Consider the following 16088-nt stretch of genomic DNA (forward strand, 5'->3'; position numbering starts at 1 on the left):
AGGGGGAAATACTGGCGCTCTGGATGACTTAGCGGTGGTAGTAGTAGCCGGGGCCGCCGTCGTAATGGCGGTGATGCCAGCCGTCGTGAGGGAAGATGATGCAGCCGGACAGGGCCAGCATCGCCAGCAGGGGAATCAGCCGGGTGATTCGACGGAACATTGCGCAGTCCTCAAAGGGCTCTGGGGTTAAAACCGCCGCGATGCAGCGAAAACTCTTCGGCGGCTGTAACATGAGACCCCGTTCGCCCGCGCCCATCCCCGATTCTCGGTAGGCGTTTGGCATCTGTTTTGATACAGAGTCGATACATTCACATGCGGCATTTTCAGGCCGCACCTTTACAGGTTCAGGAACCCGCAATGACCCAGAAGCAACGCTTGATCTATTCGATTGTGATTTCCCTGGTGGTACTGGGAATCATGCTTGGCCTTTCTTACCTGCAGAACGCTGGAATGATCACCGAGAAAATGTTCCAGTACATCGCCATTGGCGTGGCGGTGACCGTGGTCGTGATCAATGGCGTGATGCGGCGCAAGGTCAAGCCTTGAGAGACACCCACAGGCGGCCTCAGTCGCGGCCGTCGAGTATGGCTTCAGCCTGTTGATGCAGGCTGAAGCTCTTGTCCGCATTGAGGGTGATCACGCCTTCGCTGCACAGCCGCTTCAACACCTCGCGCACGCTGAGGAACGACAGCGGGATATCCAGCTCCAGCAAATGACTGTGAATGCCTCGCACCCCCAGGGCGCGCTGGCTTTCGGCTGCCTGCAGCAAGGCATCGATGACTTTCAGGCGAATCAGGCTGGTGCGCAGGCCGAAGCTTTTGAGCAGGTGCCTGATGCGTTCGTTGCGGTTGCGCTCGGCTTGCTTGCCGAAGACACCGGCGCCGGCGTTCAGGGAGGACGCGGGTTGTGCGGTGTGGCCATCCGTTGGCAGTTGCGGGTCGTACATGCAAAAACTCCTTTTCAGAGCCTGATCAGGAAAATGACGGGTGCTCTCACATAACTAGACGAACGAGCCGCACAAATCATGAGGAATCAGTTGTAGAAAATTTGTGAGGGCTTTGTCGTCGACAGGTTGGTGGGCGATCGGCGCCTGACGCGAGGGCGCTAAATTTTCCGTGGCGGTTTCGTCTGTAAGGGCAGGCGGGCTTTGGCTGATGCCGGGTCGTGCCGTCCTTTACCGGGCTGGAATCCGTATCCCCTGTGTGCTCATCGGCATGCCGCGCCAGCCTGGGTTGTGCATCTTCTTTCGATCAGGAGTCGGCGTGATTATTTCCAGCCAGTTGCCCAGGTTTTGCCTTGCGGGTTTGTTTCTCGGGCTGAGCCTTGCGGCTCAGGGGCGCGAGGTCCAGGGTGGCGAGGCAAGCGCCGATATTCGCCGCACCGGTTTTGGCGTCCCGCATATTCGCGCCATCGACGAGCGCGGGCTGGGTTACGGCATCGGCTATGCCTATGCCCAGGACAACCTGTGCCTGCTGGCCAACGAAGTGCTGACGGTCAACGGCGAGCGTTCGAAGTATTTCGGCCCGCAGCAGCAGACCGTCGAGCAGCGGGAAAACCTCACCAGCGACCTGTTCTTCAACTGGCTGAACACGCCCCAGGCGGTGTTCGGCTTCTGGCAGGCGCAGACGCCGCAGGTGCGGCAACTGATCGAAGGGTATGTCGCCGGCTATAACCGCTCCCTGGCCGAGCGCCGGGCCCAGGGCCTGCCCGAGCAGTGCCAGGGTGACTGGGTGCGGCCGTTGACCGCCCTGGACCTGGTCAAGCTGACCCGCCGGCTGTTGGTGGAGGGTGGCGTCGGCCAGTTCGCCGAAGCCCTGGTGGGCGCGACGCCGCCATCCGCCACGGCGCAGCTGAAGCCATCGGCCCAGGCCTTCGCCCAGGCGGATGCCCGCGGCCAGCGGTTCGCCCTGGACCGTGGCAGCAACGCGGTGGCCGTGGGACGCGAGCGCTCGTTTAATGGTCGCGGCATGTTGCTGGCCAACCCGCATTTTCCATGGGTCGGCGGCATGCGCTTCTATCAGATGCACCTGACCATTCCCGGCAAGCTGGACGTCATGGGGGCCGCCTTGCCCGGCCTGCCGATGATCAATATCGGTTTCAGCCAGCACCTGGCCTGGACCCACACGGTGGACACCTCCAAGCATTTCACCCTGTACCGCCTGCAACTGGACCCCAAGGACTCGACCCGCTACCTGCTCGACGGCAAGTCCCTGCCGCTGGAGAAACAAGCGGTCAGCGTCAAGGTGCAGGGCGAGGACGGCCAGCTCACGACCGTCAGCCACAGTGTCTACAGTTCGCAATTCGGCCCGCTGGTGCAGTGGCCCGGCAAGCTGGACTGGGACAACCGTTTCGCCTACAGCCTGCGCGACGCCAACCTGGAAAACGACCGGGTGCTGCAACAGTGGTACGCGATGAACCAGGCCCGCAGCCTCAAGGAGTTACAAGCTTCGGTGCATCAACTGCAGGGCATTCCCTGGGTCAATACCCTGGCCGTGGATGACCAGGGCCAGACGCTGTACATGAACCAATCAGTGGTGCCCAACGTCAGCACGGAAAAACTCGCCCACTGCAGCGACCCGCGAATCGGCACCCAGCTGATCATTCTCGACGGTTCCCGTGCGGCCTGTGCCTGGGACATCGACCCGGCGGCCGCGCAAAAGGGCATCTACCCGGCCAGCCAACTGCCGCAACTGCTGCGCAGCGATTACGTACAGAACTCCAACGACTCGGCGTGGATGGTCAACCCGGCCGCGCCGCTGCAAGGCTTCTCGCCGCTGATCAGCCAGCAGGACCTGCCGCTGGGGCAGCGCGCGCGTTTTGCCCTGAATCGCCTGATCGGCACGGGCAAGGGCGAGCCGCTGAGCGCCGCCGACCTCAAGCACATGGTGATGGACGACCAGGTGTACCAGGCCGGGCAGGTGATGCCGGACCTGCTGCAGTTCTGTGCCGCCGACCTGGGCAGCGATGCCCAGACCCTGGCGCCGCTGTGCGCCAGCCTCAAAGCCTGGGACCGCAGCGCCAACCTGCAAAGCGGGGTGGGCTTGGTGCATTTTCGCAACGTCATGGAACAGCTGGAGGCGGTCGATAATCGCTGGCGCGTGGCCTTCGACGCGCGGGACCCGCAGCACACGCCGCGCGGCCTGGCGATCGACCGGCCGCCGGTGGCCAAGGCGCTGCGTGCGGCGATGCTGGCCTCGGTGCAACAGGTGGCCGAGTCGGGCCTGAAGGCCGACAGCCGTTGGGGCGATATCCAGGTGGTCAGCAGCGGCGGCCGGCAGACGCCGATTCATGGCGGCCCGGCCAGCCTGGGCGTGTACAACGCGATCCAGAGCGTCCCCGCGGCCGACGGCAAGCGGGAGGTGGTCAGCGGCACCAGTTACCTGCAAGTGGTGACCTTCGACGAGCAGGGCCCGCATGCCCAGGGCCTGCTGGCGTTTTCCCTGTCCAGCGATCCGGCGTCGCCGCACTCGTGGGATCAGACCGAGGCGTTCTCGAAGAAGCAGTGGAGTGTGTTGCCGTTCACCGAGCAGCAGATCCAGGTGGACCCGCAGTATCGGTTGCAGGTGATTCACGAAGTGGATGATCGGTTGCGCAAGGTCGCGACCCAGTAAGCGCGTTCAATCTGCCGTCAAGCGCAGGCCGCACCCGCGAGGGTAGCGGCCTTCAGCTTTTTGGCGCGGTGCCTGGCAGCGAATTGATGACCGGGTTGCCGTCCTGGTTGCGGGTCAGGTACACCGGCAACACCTTGGGCAGCGTGGTCACCAGGCTCTTGACCGCGGTGACATCATAGATGCCGCCGACCCGAATGTTGCCCGTGGCGCTGTCGGCCAGCATCACCGGCTTGCTGAGGTAGCGGTTGATCAGCGGCAGGGCCTCGCCGAGCGCCAGGTTGTCCAGCACCAGCTTGCCCTGGCGCCAGGCCAGCGAGCTGTCGTTGGCAGCGGTCTGGCTGATCAGTGGCTGGTAATCGCCCTGGCGATAACGCGCCTGCATGCCCGGATCGAGAGGCACGCCAGCGTCGGGGTGGCTGTTGTCGCTGCTCACCAGCACCGAACCTTCGAGCAGGGTGACCCGCACCTGATCCTCGTACATCCAGACATTGAACTCGGTACCGGTGACCCGCACCTGGCCGCTGGCCGCCTTGACCACGAACGGATGGGCGCTGTCGTGGCTGACCTTGAAGAAGGCTTCGCCTTTTTTCAGGGTGACCCGGCGCTGGTCCTTGTAGTTGCTGTAGGTCAGCTCGGTGCCCAGGTTGAGTTCGACCTGGCTGCCGTCGGCCAGGGTCACCTGGCGCATGCTGCCGTCGGCCTGGAAATGTTCGTAGGAGGAGGGCAGCCAGCCCAGGCTCCAGCCGCTGTAGGCGGCCAGGGGCAGGGCCAGGGCGCTGATCGCCGCGGCCATGCCGTAGGCGCGCCAGGGGTTGCGCGGCGCCGGCAAGGGCAGGACGGTGGTGGCTTGAGGGCGAGGCAGATGGTCGGCGACTTCCCAGATTTCCTGCATCGCTTCGTATTCGAAGGCATGCAGCGGGTGGGCATCGCGCCATTGCTCGAAGGCCTGGCGTTCGGCGGCCGTACAGTCCGCGGCATGCAGACGCATGCACCACTGCGCGGCGGCATCGGTGATGGCGTCGTATTCGGCTTCTGTGAGGTGCTGTTCGCTCATTGGCTCTTCCTGGTTTCGCGCATTCTACCCTTCGCAGCCAGGCTTGGAGAACCGCCGTCATGGCTAATGCATATCAAAGTTGAGGTTATTTTTGGAGCAAAGCCTCTGAAACACAGGACTTCTGTCAGCAGTATCCACAGCTGGAGTGAAAAAATGATCAAAAACACCCTGGCCGCGGTCATCGCCACTGCCACCTTGCCGAGCTCCGGCGCGCCATCCTCGGCTGACGGCGTGTTGGTGGCGGCTCTGTCTCTTGCTGGCATCGCCGGTGCCAGGCCATGGCCGAGGTTGACAGGGCGCGCGCAAAGCGTTGTTTAATCGTCGGGCGCACTCACCTGGGTGCCTTCTCATGCGCTGTAGCCCATTCCAATAATTAATCCGGAGCTCCAGATGTCTGTATCGCCCCCGGTTGTTGAAACACCGCAGGAACACCTGTCGCTCGAGGCACTGGTGACGCTGCTGGAAACGATCTTCCTGCGCCATGGCACCAGCGCCGAAGTGGCGCGTTGCCTGGCGCAGAACTGTGCCGCCGCCGAGCGCGACGGCGCCCACAGTCATGGCGTGTTCCGTATTCCCGGTTACGTGTCGACTCTCAACAGCGGCTGGGTCAACGGCAAGGCCGTGCCGGTGGTCGAAGACGTGGCCCCGGCCTTTGTCCGGGTCGATGCGTGTAACGGTTTCGCCCAACCGGCGCTGGCGGCGGCGCGTGCGTTGCTGGTGGAGAAAGCGCGCCACGCCGGAATCGCCATTCTAGCCATCCGCAATTCCCATCACTTCGCCGCGCTGTGGCCGGACGTCGAGCCGTTCGCCGAGGAAGGGCTGGTCGCCCTGAGCGTGGTCAACAGCATGACCTGTGTGGTGCCCCACGGTGCCGATCGGCCGTTGTTCGGCACCAACCCGATTGCCTTTGCCGCGCCCCAGGCCGGGGGTAACCCCATTGTCTTCGATCTGGCCACCAGCGCCATTGCCCATGGCGACGTGCAGATCGCCGCGCGCAAGGGCGAACGCCTGCCGCCGGGCATGGGCGTGGACGGCCTCGGCCAGCCCACCGACGATCCGAAAGCCATTCTCGAAGGCGGCGCGCTGCTGCCGTTCGGCGGGCACAAGGGTTCGGCGCTGTCGATGATGGTCGAGCTGCTGGCGGCGGCGCTGACGGGGGGCAACTTCTCGTTCGAGTTCGACTGGTCCAACCACCCGGGCGCGAAGACGCCCTGGACCGGCCAGTTGTTGATCGTCATCGATCCGAGCAAGGGCGCCGGGCAGAATTTCGCCGAGCGCAGCCAGGAGCTGATCCGCCAGATGCATGGCGTAGGGCTCAAGCGTCTGCCGGGGGATCGCCGGCATCGCCAGCGGGAAAAGTCCCTGCGCGAGGGGATTGCCCTGGCCGCCGCGGAGCTCAAGCAGTTGCGGGAACTGGCGGGGCTTTAAAACGCGCTTTCAACACGCAAGGACCAGGCAAGCATGCTGCAAGCCTGGTCCTTTTTTTAGCGGTCGCGGGTGGCGCTGGACGTTACAGAAAACCGGTTACGAACGACGCCCCAGCAACAGGCCCACCACCAGGCCGACGCCGGCGGAGATGGCCACGGTCTGCCACGGATGGCCTCCGATGTATTGCTCGGTAGCGTCCACCATTGGCTTGCTGCGCTCACGCACGCTGGACACCGAGTCCAGTGCCTGCTTGAGTTTCAACCCGACCTGTTGGCGCAGGTTCTCGCCTTCCTCACCCACCAGCGATGCGCTGCTTTTCAGGAGCTTTTCCGATTCTTCGATCAACGCTTGAAGCTCGCTGAATTCCTGGTCCTTGATTTGTTCGTCAGCCGCTTGCGCAGCAGTTTTACGAGCCATTGAGTTACTCCTTGCGGGTCAGTGATGCGATGAACAATGGAGTTGCGGGGCCGGCGAAAAGTTGCAGATATTTTCTCCACCCGCTCCATGCCGGCGGGAAAACCCCAGCCGTCACAGTGTAAGATGTCGGCTATTTTACGCAGCAGGAAATTCCCATGAGCTTCAATCTGGCCAACAAGACTCTCGCCGAGCGTGCAGAGATCGAAGATGAAAAGTCCCGTCTGTTCGAGCTGTGGCAGAGCAACCTGGGCAAGGCCAAGGGCGAAGCCGCACGGTTGTTCGGCGAGCGCGGCAAGCGCAAGGGCAAATGGGCCGAATGGGTGCGTGCCGAACTCGACGGCATGTCGCCGCCGGAATACGCCAACATGGTGCGCAGTGAAGTCAATCGCCTGATGGCGGCGAACAAGTAAGCTCGAAGCTGGCGACGATCGCCTCGCGCACTTTCAATACCACCGGATCGATCTGCGTGCTGGTGCGCCAGCCCAGCTCGATCGGGTAGCGCGGCAGGTCCAGCGGGCAGGGCAGCAGCACCAGCCCGGTCAGTTCGGCGATGCTCCGCGCGGCGTGGGCCGGAATGGTCGCCACCGCCTGGCTGCCCTTGAGCAGATGGGGCAGCGCGGCGAAATGCGTGGTCGAGGCGCAAACCTGGCGACTCAGCCCCAGGGCCGCCAGGCCCTCGTCGGTAATCCCGATAAAGCCTTGCGACGACACCAGCACATGCTCGCGGGCGACGAATTCGTCGAGGTCGATGGCCTGCTGTCCCGGGGCCAGGCTCGCCGGGTCCGCCAGGCACAGATAACTGCCTTCCCCCAATACCTGACGGCTGAGCATGCGTTCGGCGAAACCGCCGGCGCTGATGGCCAGGTCGATGCTGCGCTGCAACAGCGCTTCGCCGACGATCTGGCTGTGGCTCTGGCGAAAGATCAGCCGCAGCTTCGGCGCCCGCCGGGCAACTTCCTCGATCAGGCGCCGACCGTAGGCAATCTCGAAATCGTCCGACAGCCCGATCGCCACCGAGCGGCCCTGATAATGGCTGGCATGGGGATCGACCATGGCCAGGCTCTGCCGGCATTTGTTCAGGGCCTCGCTGACCACCGGCTTGAGCTGGTTGGCCCGCAGGGTCGGCGCCAGGCCGCGCCCGGTGCGCACGAACAACTGATCGCCGTACAGCTCGCGCAGGCGCCGCAGCGCCGCGCTCATGGCCGACTGGGTGACGCCCAGGCGCAAGGCGGCGCGGCTGGCGCTGGATTCGTCATGCAGGGCTTCGAAGGCCTTGAGCAGGTTGAGATCGACCTGGGCGATATTCATCTGGTTCATATCATTCAGTATCAGGAGGGGCTTTCTGCATGATCGGCGAGGGCCGGACAATGGGCAACACTTCATCGCCACAGGAGTTTCCCCGATGTCCAAGTCCGTTGTCGCCGCGTTGCAGATCGGCTCCCTGCCAGGGGGCAAGGCCGATACCCTGGAGCAGATCCTGTCCTTTGAAGCCGCCATCATTGAGGCCGGCGCGCAGCTGGTGGTGATGCCCGAAGCCTTGCTCGGCGGCTACCCCAAGGGCGAGGGATTTGGCACCCAGCTCGGCTATCGCCTGCCGGAAGGCCGTGAAGCCTTTGCCCGTTATTTCGCCAATGCGGTCGATGTGCCGGGCGCGGAGACCGAGGCCCTGGCCGGCCTGGCGGCACGCACCGGGGCCAACCTGGTGCTGGGGGTGATCGAGCGCGCTGGCAGCACCCTGTATTGCACGGCGCTGTATTTCGATCCGCAGCACGGCCTGGTGGGCAAGCACCGCAAGCTGATGCCCACCGGCACCGAGCGGCTGATCTGGGGCAAGGGCGACGGTTCGACCCTGCCGGTATTCGACACCCAGGTCGGCCGGGTCGGCGCGGTGATCTGCTGGGAAAACATGATGCCGCTGCTGCGCACCGCGATGTACGCCAAGGGCGTGCAGGTCTGGTGCGCGCCGACCGTGGACGAGCGCGAGATGTGGCAGGTCAGCATGCGCCACATCGCCCATGAAGGCCGCTGCTTCGTGGTCAGCGCCTGCCAGGTGCAGGCGTCACCCCAGGCACTGGGGCTGGAGATCGCCAACTGGCCGGCCGAGCGCCCGCTGATTGCCGGCGGCAGCGTGATTGTCGGGCCCATGGGCGAGGTCCTGGCCGGGCCGCTGGTGGGACGCGCCGGCCTGCTGACGGCGCAGATCGATACTGACGAGCTGGTGCGGGCGCGCTACGACTACGATGTGGTCGGCCACTATGCCCGTCCGGATGTGTTCGAGCTGACGGTGGACGAGCGGGCCAAGGCCGGCGTGCGTTTCATCTGAGGCGACGCCACTCTTCGCGGGTGATTTCCCAGATATCACGGGGCAATCGCCCGCAGACGAAGTCGTCTTCGTCACTGCGGATCAGGCGCATGCCGGCGCGTTCGGAAATCCGCCGCGAGGCCAGGTTCGGCGCGGCCTTGGGCACCCGCATGACCTCATGCCCCAGCACCTCGAACCAGTACTCGGTGACCGCCGCGCTGGCCTCGCTCATATAGCCCTGGCCCTGCCACGCCGGAGCCAGCCAGAAGCCGCGGTTGTTGTCGGCCTGGTCCATCAGGCTGACATTGCCGATCAATTGTTCCGGCGCGCTTTTCAGGCGGATCGACCAGTGCCATTCCTCGCCGCGCTCGATGGCCGGCAGCGCCAGGTCGCGCAGGTAACTCAGGGCACCATCGGCGGGATAGGGCCAGGGCACCCGCGCGTTGAGGTATTGCACCACTTGCCAGTGCGCAAACTGCAGCTGGACAGCCTTGGCATCGGCCAGCTCCAGCGGACGCAGGATCAGGCGTTCGGTGTACAGGGTGGGTATCGGTTGCATGCTTGCGGTACATTCCTTGTGATTGGCCTTATAAGGGCGTTTCAGCGTCCGCCCAGCACCAGGCGTTCGCTGAGAAAATCGACGAACACTCGCAGTTTCGGCAACAGATGTCGACTGCCGGGCCAGAGCACCGAGAACTTGCCGCTGTCGATCTGATAGTCGTCCAGCACCGACACCAGCGAGCCGTCGGCCAGGGCGTCACGCACCACGAAGTCTGGAACGAAGGCGATGCCCAGGCCCTGGGTGGCGGCGTGGATCAGCGATTCCAGGTTGTTGCTGGTCAGGGCGCTGCGCAGCAGCAGCGGTGGGGCGTCGGCGGGCAGGCGCAGTTTCCATTCCTGCAATTGCACAGTGCCGGGAAACTTGTAGCGCAGGCAGGCATGTCGCTCCAGGTCAGATGGGCACTGGGGCACACCATGGCGTGCGAAGTAGTGGGGGGCGCTGACCAGGACGAAACGAAACGGCCCCAGGGTGCGCGATTTGAGCTGGGAGTCCGCCAGCTCGCCGCTGCGGATCACCGCGTCGACGCCTTCGGCGATCACGTCGATCAGCCGGTCGTTGAAGTCCAGGTCCAGTTCGATCTCCGGGTAGCGTTCGGCGAACTCCGGCAGGATCGGCAGCAGCATGCGATAGCCGATGGCGGGCAGGCTGACCCGCAGCTTGCCGCGGGGCTTGTCGCTGATACGCGCCAGCTCGGCTTCGGCGTCTTCCACCTCGCCGACGATGCGCTGGCAGCGCTCGAAGAACAGCGTGCCTGCGTCGGTCAGGCTGATGCGCCGGGTGCTGCGATTGAGCAGGCGCACGCCGAGCCGCTCTTCCAGGCGCGCCAGGCTTTTACCCACCGCCGAAGCGGAGATGCCCAGGCGCTCCGCCGCGCCGACAAAACTGCCGGCCTGCACCGTGCGCACAAAGGCCAGCATGCCACTGAGGTTGTCCATGGGGATCTCGATTAGAGCGTTAATATCCGTAAAGAACGGACTTTAGCCCTGTTTGTGGATGATTGCGGCGAATCTACCATTGATCGCACCCTAACGTTCCCCCTGAGGTGCTGATGAGTTCGCCAACCGATGTGCCTGCTGCCTTAGATCACACTGTCGCCGGCGGCTCTTCCTACGCCGTGCTGGCCGCGGTGTGCCTGGCAGCGCTGATCCTGCCGCTGACCTTCGTCGGCGTGGCCGTGGCGACCCCGGCCATCGGCCGCGAGCTGGGCGGCGGCCCCCTGGCCCTCAGCTGGATCACCAATGCCTTCATGCTGAGTTTCGGCAGCGCGCTGATGGCTGCCGGCACCCTGGCCGACGAGTACGGACGCAAGCGCGTGTTCAGCCTCGGTGTCGGCCTGTTCGCCCTGACGTCGCTGGCCCTGGCTTTTGCGCCTTCGGTGCTCTGGCTCGACCTGTTGCGGGCGGTGCAGGGGCTGGCCGGCGCGGCAGCGCTGGCGGGCGGCTCGGCTGCTTTGGCCCAGGCGTTCGAGGGCCCGGCGCGGACCCGCGCCTTCAGCCTGCTGGGCACCACCTTCGGCGTCGGCCTGGCATTCGGGCCGATCCTCGCCGGGGTGTTGATCGAAGCCTACGGCTGGCGCTCGATCTTCGTCTCCGGGACCTTGATCGGCGGCCTGTCGCTGCTGTTCGGCGTGCCGCGCATGCCTGAGTCCCGCGACCCGGACGCGGCGGGGGTCGACTGGCCCGGCACCTTGAGTTTCACCGCGGCGCTGGTGGCGCTGACCTGGGGCATTTTGCAGGCGCCGCAAAGCGGTTGGGGCAGCCCGCTGGTCTGGGGCCTGCTGCTGGTGGCGCTGCTGGCGTTGCTGCTGTTTATCGTGGTGGAGCTGCGGGTAAAGCGGCCGATGCTCGACCTGTCGCTGTTTCGCTACCTGCGCTTTGTCGGCGTGCAGCTGCTGCCGATCGCCACCTGCTATTGCTTCGTGGTGTTGCTGATCCTGCTGCCGATCCGCTTTATTGGCGTGGAAGGCTACAGCGAGATCGATGCCGGACTGATGATGATCGCCCTGTCCGCGCCGATGGTGGTGGTGCCGTTGCTGGCCGCGTGGCTGACCCGTTGGTTCGGCGCCGGGACCCTGTCCAGCGTCGGCCTGGTGATTGCCGCGCTCGGGCTCTATCTGCTCAGCCGGATTGCCCCGGGGCAGGCGCCGGCGGCCAATGTCTTGCCCATGCTGTTGATCGGCTTCGGTGCCGGCTTGCCCTGGGGCTTGATGGACGGGCTGTCGGTCAGTGTGGTGCCCAAGGAACGGGCGGGGATGGCCACCGGCATCTTCAGCACCACCCGGGTGGCGGGCGAGGGCATTGCCCTGGCCCTGGTGGTGGCCCTGCTGGCCGGCTTGCTGCAACTGTCCATGGCCGCGGCACTGCCGGAGCATCCGCAGCTGTCGCTGGCCGCGCAGCAACTGGCCAGCGGCAACCTGCAGGCCAGCGCGGCCTTGTTGCCCGAGCTGGGCCGGGAGCTGCTGCTCGGGCTCTATGCCAAGGCCTTTACCTGGCTGCTGTATGCGCTGATCGCCATCACTCTGGTCGCGGCGCTGGTGGTGCGGCTGATGCTGCATGAGCCGCGCCGGGCTTGAGAGCGTTCAACGAAACTCGAAGAACTCGTAGTGCAGGTTGCGCTCGGGAATCGCGTATTCGCGCATCAACGCCTTGACCCGTGCCAGCAAGCCCTTGGGCCCGCAGAAACTGATCTGGATCTGCCGTGGATCGGTTTCGCTGGCCAGCCGTTGCAGGGTTTCGCCCAGGCGGTCGGCGCCGTCGGTGTGGCCGATGAACGCCACCCCGCGCTGCTCGGCCAGGCCCTGCAAGGTTTCGAGGCTGGGGAAAGCCCGTGACGGGTTGCAGCAGTACACCAGGGTCGCCTGGTCGAAGCGCCCGGCGGCGGCATCCTGCAGCCATGAGATAAAGGGTGAGATGCCCACGCCACCGCCGATCCAGATCTCCCGGCCGGCATCGAGCCGGCGCTTGAAGCGGCCATAGGGCGCGTAGAGGTCGGCGAGCATGCCGACCTTGACCTGCTGTCGCAGCTTCTGGGTGTAGTCGCCCAGGGCGCGGATCACGAACTCGATGCGCCCGTCGCTGGCGTGGGCGCTGGCGATGGTGAAGGGGTGCGGTTCGCGCAGGCCTTTTTCACGCATGGCGAGAAAGGCGAACTGCCCGGCCTTGAAGGCGAAACCGCGGTGCAGCGGGGTCAGCTCCAGGTGCAGGGAGTTTTTCTCCAGGGTCACGGCGCTGACCCGGTATTCGCCGGCCTTGGCCAGCAACGGATAGAGCAGCAGCTTGTACAGGGCACCGAGCAGGCCCAGGCCGCAGAGCGCGGTGAGCCAGATACCCGAGGGGTTATCCAGGGCAATCGGCGACTTGAAGCTCAGCCAGTGCAGGATGACGATCGCGAACAGCGGCCCGGACAGCTTGTGCCACCAGCGCCACTGGCCGTAGGGAATGTTGCGGTTCAGCGCCAGCAGCACGATCAGGCCGAGGGCGACGTAGCTCAGTTGGCGCACCATGCGCGTCCAGTACTTGGACAGCTCGATGATCGGCACGCTTTGCCAGGTATCCAGGTTGGCCTTGAACACCAGGTGATAGCTGGCGAAGACCAGCGCCCAGATGCCCAGCCACTTGTGGCTTTCATAGACCCGGTCGAGGCCGCCGAACAGCCGCTCGACCCAGCGCCAGCGGCTGGCCAGCAGGCAGGACAGGGCCATGTAGGCCAGCGCCGTGGCGCCGAGGACCAGGCTCAGGGTGGCGGAGGTCAGCCAGGTATCGCTGGGGATTTCCAGCAGCACGGTGAGGGTGGTGATCAGCAGGACGCCGACCACCGAGTACCAGGTTTTCAAGGGGGACACCTCCAGAAAGATGGCGCCAGTGTCGGCGCATAGGATGGGTCGTGGGCTGCGCGCGGGTCAGGGCGCAGCCGGGTGAGGGCGTATTTTACTGGCAGGGCGGCAGTCCTGAGCTGACCTGCATCAGCGCCTGCTCAGTGCGGGTGTGGCAAGGGGTTTTCCACCAGCCAGGCCTGGGCGAAATCCAGGTAGGCGCGGACGATGTTCGAGGGCGGGCGCTGGTTCGGATACAGCAGGTGCAGCTGTTGTTCCGGCATTGGCAGGCGCGGCAGCAGGGCTTGCAGGCGACCGTCGCGCACGGCTTCGGCGGCAAGAAAGGCTGGCAGCTCGGTGACCACCTTGGCGGTCAGCGCCAGCTGGCGCAGGTGCAGGTAATCGTTGGCGGCGAACAGCGGATCGGGGCTGTAGTACTGGTCGCCCAGCTGCCACTGTTCCCGGGCATCGGCCTGGCGCGACCAGACGGCACAGGGAAATCCGCGAAGGTCGGCGGGGGTTTGCGGGGTGCCGAGGCGTTCCAGCAGCAGCGGGCTGGCGACCAGCATATGCCGGTAGCTGCCGAGCAGGCGCGCCGGGCGCTCCTCGTCGAACAACGGCCCGGCGCGCAAGGCGACGTCGATGCCGTCTTGCGCCAGGTCGCTTTCCCGCTCGCTGGTATAGACCGCGACCTGGACCTCGGGATGGCGCCGCTGGAACTCGGCCAGCAGCTTCCACCAGCTCTCGAATGCCGCAGGCACCGACACACTCAGGCGGCCCTGCAAGTGCATCCGATCATTTCTGACAGCCTGTTCGCCCTCGGCCAGGGCTTCGATACCGCGGCTGGCGTGTTCATAGAGCTGGCTGCCGGCGGCGGTCAGCCGGGTGCCGCGGGTGGAGCGTTCCAGCAGTTGCACGTTGAGGCTGCGTTCCAGTTCACGAATGCCCCGGCGGATGGTGGCCAGCGGTAGTTGCAGCAGGTTGGCGGCGGACGAAATGCTGCCGCATTGGACCACGCTGACAAACATCCTGGCGGCGTTGAGATCCATGAGCGCTCCCTGTCGAATGTAGTGGAAAGCCTATCAGCTGCGGCTCTGCCCGATCAAAAATGCGCGGTCCGCGGGCGATTTTCATCGACGGTTTTTTTTCCCGCACGGGGGCGGTGCGAGGGGCCGCGCCAGGGATGGCCACGACAACTGTGTTCTCGACGCGGCGGGATGCGTCTAGCAGCGATAGCTTCGCGGCGGTGCGAGGCGGAACGTGCGAGTCTGAACATGCAAGCGTTGTTGAACGAGATCCTCGATGAGGTCCGTCCCCTGATTGGCCAGGGCAAAGTGGCCAGCTACATTCCGGCGCTGGCCGACGTGCCGGCCAACCAGCTGGGGATCGCCGTGTATGGCAACGATGGCCAGGTGTTCAGCGCCGGCGACGCCGATACGCCGTTCTCGGTGCAAAGCATTTCCAAGGTATTCAGCCTGGTACAGGCCATCGGGCATTCCGGCGAGGCGATCTGGCAGCGCCTGGGGCATGAGCCTTCCGGGCAGCCTTTCAATTCCCTGGTGCAGCTGGAGTTCGAGCGTGGCCGTCCGCGCAACCCGTTCATCAACGCCGGGGCGCTGGTGATCTGCGATATCAACCAGTCGCGCTTCGCCGCGCCGGCGCTGTCCATGCGCGATTTCGTGCGGCGCCTGTCCGGCAATATGCAGGTGCTGGTGGACGGCCGCGTCGCCGATTCGGAATACCAGCACCGCGCGCGCAATGCGGCGATGGCCTACCTGATGCAGTCCTTCGGCAATTTTCACAACGACGTCGAGGCGGTGCTGCGCAGCTACTTCAGCCACTGCGCGCTGCGCATGAGCTGCGTCGACCTGGCGCGGGCTTTCTGCTTCCTGGCCAACGATGGCTTCTGCAAGCACAGCGGCGAGCAGATCCTCACGGCGCGCCAGACCCAGCAGGTCAACTCGATCATGGCCACCAGCGGCCTGTACGACGAAGCCGGCAACTTCGCCTACCGCGTTGGCCTGCCGGGCAAGAGCGGCGTGGGCGGCGGCATCGTCGCGGTGGTGCCGGGGCAGTTCACGGTGTGCGTGTGGTCGCCGGAATTGAATGCGGCGGGCAATTCCCTGATGGGCATGGCGGCACTGGAATTACTGAGCCAGCGCATCGGCTGGTCGGTGTTTTAGCGGAGGGGAGTTGGCGACGGCTACGCCGCCGATCGCAGGCTGCGCCAGCGGCTACAGGGACGCGGTGTCTGTGTAGCCGCTGCCGAGCTTGTGAGGCTGCGCTCGGTTTGGGCGGCATTGCGACGTAGCAACTGCAAAGCCTGAGTCCGCGGTCTGTCTGGATAAGCGTATTTGCGAGTGCTGCGCGTGCGATTACCAGGTGAAGTTGGCGGTCTTGGGCAGGCTCAGCTGGCCTTTTTCGACGAAACGCATCGTGCCGAACGGGCCGCCGGCGAGCTTGCCGCGCAGCACGTAGGGCAGGTCGTCGAGGCTTTGCGTCTGGCTCAGGCCCAGGGTCTGGCGCAGCACGGCGAAGGCGGAGACGCTGACCGGCACCACCAGCACCCCCTCGGAGAAACGCCCGATGCTGCCGCTCTGGTCGCTGACCCCGGAGGCCAGCGGCCGGCCGTTGACTTCCAGGTCCAGGGCCACGCCGTTGTAGTTGATCGCGGTTTCGTTGGGGTTCTGCAGGCGCAGCTTGACCGCGAAGCGCATTTCCAGGTCCTGGCTGGGCAGGGGTTCGATACCGACCACATTGATGTGCAACTGATCGCGCTGGGGAAACAGGGCGCAGGCGCTCAGGCTGAGCAACAGCAAGGAAAGGGTGAGGCCGAGGAATCTGCGCATCAGGGGTCGTCTCTGCGGGAAGGGAGGCACTGATGAATCTAGCGCGGCCAGGTC

Annotated in this window: 17 protein-coding genes; 7 read left to right on the plus strand and 10 right to left on the minus strand. The window is 65.1% G+C overall.

The features are described from left to right. Window positions 1–28: 28 nt before the first annotated feature. Window positions 29–160 carry a hypothetical protein gene (locus AC07VU_RS19315; protein ID WP_007928589.1) on the minus strand — a complete coding sequence of 44 codons (132 nt, stop codon included), beginning with the start codon at window positions 158–160 and terminating at the stop codon, window positions 29–31. A gap of 197 nt (window positions 161–357) precedes the next feature. Between AC07VU_RS19315 and AC07VU_RS19320 the strand changes: the two genes are divergently transcribed. Then, the gene (locus tag AC07VU_RS19320; protein WP_007928588.1) at window positions 358–546 is read left to right on the plus strand and encodes a hypothetical protein; all 189 of its coding nucleotides are present in this window, start codon (window positions 358–360) and stop codon (window positions 544–546) included. Between the two features lie 19 nt (window positions 547–565). Here the strand turns inward: AC07VU_RS19320 and AC07VU_RS19325 are convergent, their stop codons facing one another. Continuing rightward, window positions 566–946, minus strand: coding sequence for a hypothetical protein (locus AC07VU_RS19325; RefSeq protein WP_007928587.1), 381 nt, complete (start codon window positions 944–946; stop codon window positions 566–568). Between the two features lie 316 nt (window positions 947–1262). Here AC07VU_RS19325 and pvdQ point away from each other — a divergent pair, with 316 nt between their 5' ends. Next, on the plus strand, window positions 1263–3611 hold the full coding sequence (gene pvdQ / locus AC07VU_RS19330; RefSeq protein WP_495030268.1) for a bifunctional acylase PvdQ: 2349 nt from the start codon (window positions 1263–1265) through the stop codon (window positions 3609–3611). Between the two features lie 52 nt (window positions 3612–3663). Here pvdQ and AC07VU_RS19335 read toward each other — a convergent pair whose 3' ends face one another. Further along, window positions 3664–4665, minus strand: a complete 1002-nt coding sequence (locus tag AC07VU_RS19335; RefSeq protein WP_495030269.1) for a FecR family protein — start codon at window positions 4663–4665, stop codon at window positions 3664–3666. 390 nt (window positions 4666–5055) lie between these two features. Between AC07VU_RS19335 and AC07VU_RS19340 the strand changes: the two genes are divergently transcribed. Continuing rightward, on the plus strand, window positions 5056–6093 hold the full coding sequence (locus AC07VU_RS19340; protein WP_495030270.1) for an Ldh family oxidoreductase: 1038 nt from the start codon (window positions 5056–5058) through the stop codon (window positions 6091–6093). Window positions 6094–6189: 96 nt separating this feature from the next. Here the strand turns inward: AC07VU_RS19340 and AC07VU_RS19345 are convergent, their stop codons facing one another. Continuing rightward, window positions 6190–6510, minus strand: a complete 321-nt coding sequence (locus tag AC07VU_RS19345) for an ElaB/YgaM/YqjD family protein (RefSeq protein WP_087091079.1) — start codon at window positions 6508–6510, stop codon at window positions 6190–6192. A 155-nt stretch (window positions 6511–6665) separates the two neighbouring features. Between AC07VU_RS19345 and AC07VU_RS19350 the strand changes: the two genes are divergently transcribed. Beyond that, the gene (locus AC07VU_RS19350) at window positions 6666–6920 is read left to right on the plus strand and encodes a hypothetical protein (protein WP_007928582.1); all 255 of its coding nucleotides are present in this window, start codon (window positions 6666–6668) and stop codon (window positions 6918–6920) included. On the opposite strand, the gene AC07VU_RS19355 is transcribed toward AC07VU_RS19350, so the two are convergent. Then, window positions 6892–7827 carry a LysR family transcriptional regulator gene (locus AC07VU_RS19355; RefSeq protein WP_495030271.1) on the minus strand — a complete coding sequence of 312 codons (936 nt, stop codon included), beginning with the start codon at window positions 7825–7827 and terminating at the stop codon, window positions 6892–6894. The two genes, AC07VU_RS19350 and AC07VU_RS19355, sit on opposite strands and share 29 nt — an antisense overlap. Before the next feature lie 85 nt (window positions 7828–7912). Between AC07VU_RS19355 and AC07VU_RS19360 the strand changes: the two genes are divergently transcribed. Continuing rightward, entirely contained in the window at window positions 7913–8833 is a 921-nt protein-coding gene (locus tag AC07VU_RS19360; RefSeq protein ID WP_053261042.1) for a carbon-nitrogen hydrolase family protein, read from the plus strand. Here AC07VU_RS19360 and AC07VU_RS19365 read toward each other — a convergent pair. Together AC07VU_RS19365 and AC07VU_RS19370 are read right to left on the minus strand one after the other, a co-directional pair. Next, window positions 8826–9371, minus strand: coding sequence for a GNAT family N-acetyltransferase (locus AC07VU_RS19365; protein WP_274302561.1), 546 nt, complete (start codon window positions 9369–9371; stop codon window positions 8826–8828). The two genes, AC07VU_RS19360 and AC07VU_RS19365, sit on opposite strands and share 8 nt — an antisense overlap. A 41-nt stretch (window positions 9372–9412) precedes the next feature. After that, window positions 9413–10309, minus strand: coding sequence for a LysR family transcriptional regulator (locus tag AC07VU_RS19370; RefSeq protein ID WP_277588912.1), 897 nt, complete (start codon window positions 10307–10309; stop codon window positions 9413–9415). 113 nt (window positions 10310–10422) lie between these two features. Between AC07VU_RS19370 and AC07VU_RS19375 the strand changes: the two genes are divergently transcribed. Continuing rightward, window positions 10423–11946 carry an MFS transporter gene (locus AC07VU_RS19375; RefSeq protein ID WP_274302564.1) on the plus strand — a complete coding sequence of 508 codons (1524 nt, stop codon included), beginning with the start codon at window positions 10423–10425 and terminating at the stop codon, window positions 11944–11946. 6 nt (window positions 11947–11952) lie between these two features. Here AC07VU_RS19375 and AC07VU_RS19380 read toward each other — a convergent pair whose 3' ends face one another. Both AC07VU_RS19380 and AC07VU_RS19385 read right to left on the minus strand, forming a co-directional pair. Next, window positions 11953–13206: a ferredoxin reductase family protein gene (locus tag AC07VU_RS19380; RefSeq protein WP_495030272.1), complete on the minus strand. Its 1254-nt coding sequence runs from the start codon at window positions 13204–13206 to the stop codon at window positions 11953–11955. Window positions 13207–13346: 140 nt separating this feature from the next. Next, on the minus strand, window positions 13347–14234 hold the full coding sequence (locus tag AC07VU_RS19385; RefSeq protein ID WP_495030273.1) for a LysR family transcriptional regulator: 888 nt from the start codon (window positions 14232–14234) through the stop codon (window positions 13347–13349). Window positions 14235–14459: 225 nt separating this feature from the next. On the opposite strand from AC07VU_RS19385, the gene glsB reads away from it, so the two are divergent. Continuing rightward, on the plus strand, window positions 14460–15368 hold the full coding sequence (gene glsB / locus AC07VU_RS19390; protein WP_495030274.1) for a glutaminase B: 909 nt from the start codon (window positions 14460–14462) through the stop codon (window positions 15366–15368). A gap of 192 nt (window positions 15369–15560) precedes the next feature. Here the strand turns inward: glsB and AC07VU_RS19395 are convergent, their stop codons facing one another. Next, window positions 15561–16034, minus strand: a complete 474-nt coding sequence (locus AC07VU_RS19395; protein ID WP_495030275.1) for an LEA/WHy family protein — start codon at window positions 16032–16034, stop codon at window positions 15561–15563. Window positions 16035–16088 lie beyond the last annotated feature (54 nt).

This window comes from Pseudomonas sp. GW821-FHT02B10, assembly GCF_059421865.1.

Coding starts and splice junctions, on each gene's coding strand:
- AC07VU_RS19315 (WP_007928589.1), bottom strand. CDS start 160: ATGTTCCGTCGAATCACCCGGCTGATTCCCCTGCTGGCGATGCTGGCC.
- AC07VU_RS19320 (WP_007928588.1), top strand. CDS start 358: ATGACCCAGAAGCAACGCTTGATCTATTCGATTGTGATTTCCCTGGTG.
- AC07VU_RS19325 (WP_007928587.1), bottom strand. CDS start 946: ATGTACGACCCGCAACTGCCAACGGATGGCCACACCGCACAACCCGCG.
- AC07VU_RS19335 (WP_495030269.1), bottom strand. CDS start 4,665: ATGAGCGAACAGCACCTCACAGAAGCCGAATACGACGCCATCACCGAT.
- AC07VU_RS19340 (WP_495030270.1), top strand. CDS start 5,056: ATGTCTGTATCGCCCCCGGTTGTTGAAACACCGCAGGAACACCTGTCG.
- AC07VU_RS19345 (WP_087091079.1), bottom strand. CDS start 6,510: ATGGCTCGTAAAACTGCTGCGCAAGCGGCTGACGAACAAATCAAGGAC.
- AC07VU_RS19350 (WP_007928582.1), top strand. CDS start 6,666: ATGAGCTTCAATCTGGCCAACAAGACTCTCGCCGAGCGTGCAGAGATC.
- AC07VU_RS19355 (WP_495030271.1), bottom strand. CDS start 7,827: ATGAACCAGATGAATATCGCCCAGGTCGATCTCAACCTGCTCAAGGCC.
- AC07VU_RS19360 (WP_053261042.1), top strand. CDS start 7,913: ATGTCCAAGTCCGTTGTCGCCGCGTTGCAGATCGGCTCCCTGCCAGGG.
- AC07VU_RS19365 (WP_274302561.1), bottom strand. CDS start 9,371: ATGCAACCGATACCCACCCTGTACACCGAACGCCTGATCCTGCGTCCG.
- AC07VU_RS19370 (WP_277588912.1), bottom strand. CDS start 10,309: ATGGACAACCTCAGTGGCATGCTGGCCTTTGTGCGCACGGTGCAGGCC.
- AC07VU_RS19375 (WP_274302564.1), top strand. CDS start 10,423: ATGAGTTCGCCAACCGATGTGCCTGCTGCCTTAGATCACACTGTCGCC.
- AC07VU_RS19385 (WP_495030273.1), bottom strand. CDS start 14,234: ATGGATCTCAACGCCGCCAGGATGTTTGTCAGCGTGGTCCAATGCGGC.
- glsB (WP_495030274.1), top strand. CDS start 14,460: ATGCAAGCGTTGTTGAACGAGATCCTCGATGAGGTCCGTCCCCTGATT.
- AC07VU_RS19395 (WP_495030275.1), bottom strand. CDS start 16,034: ATGCGCAGATTCCTCGGCCTCACCCTTTCCTTGCTGTTGCTCAGCCTG.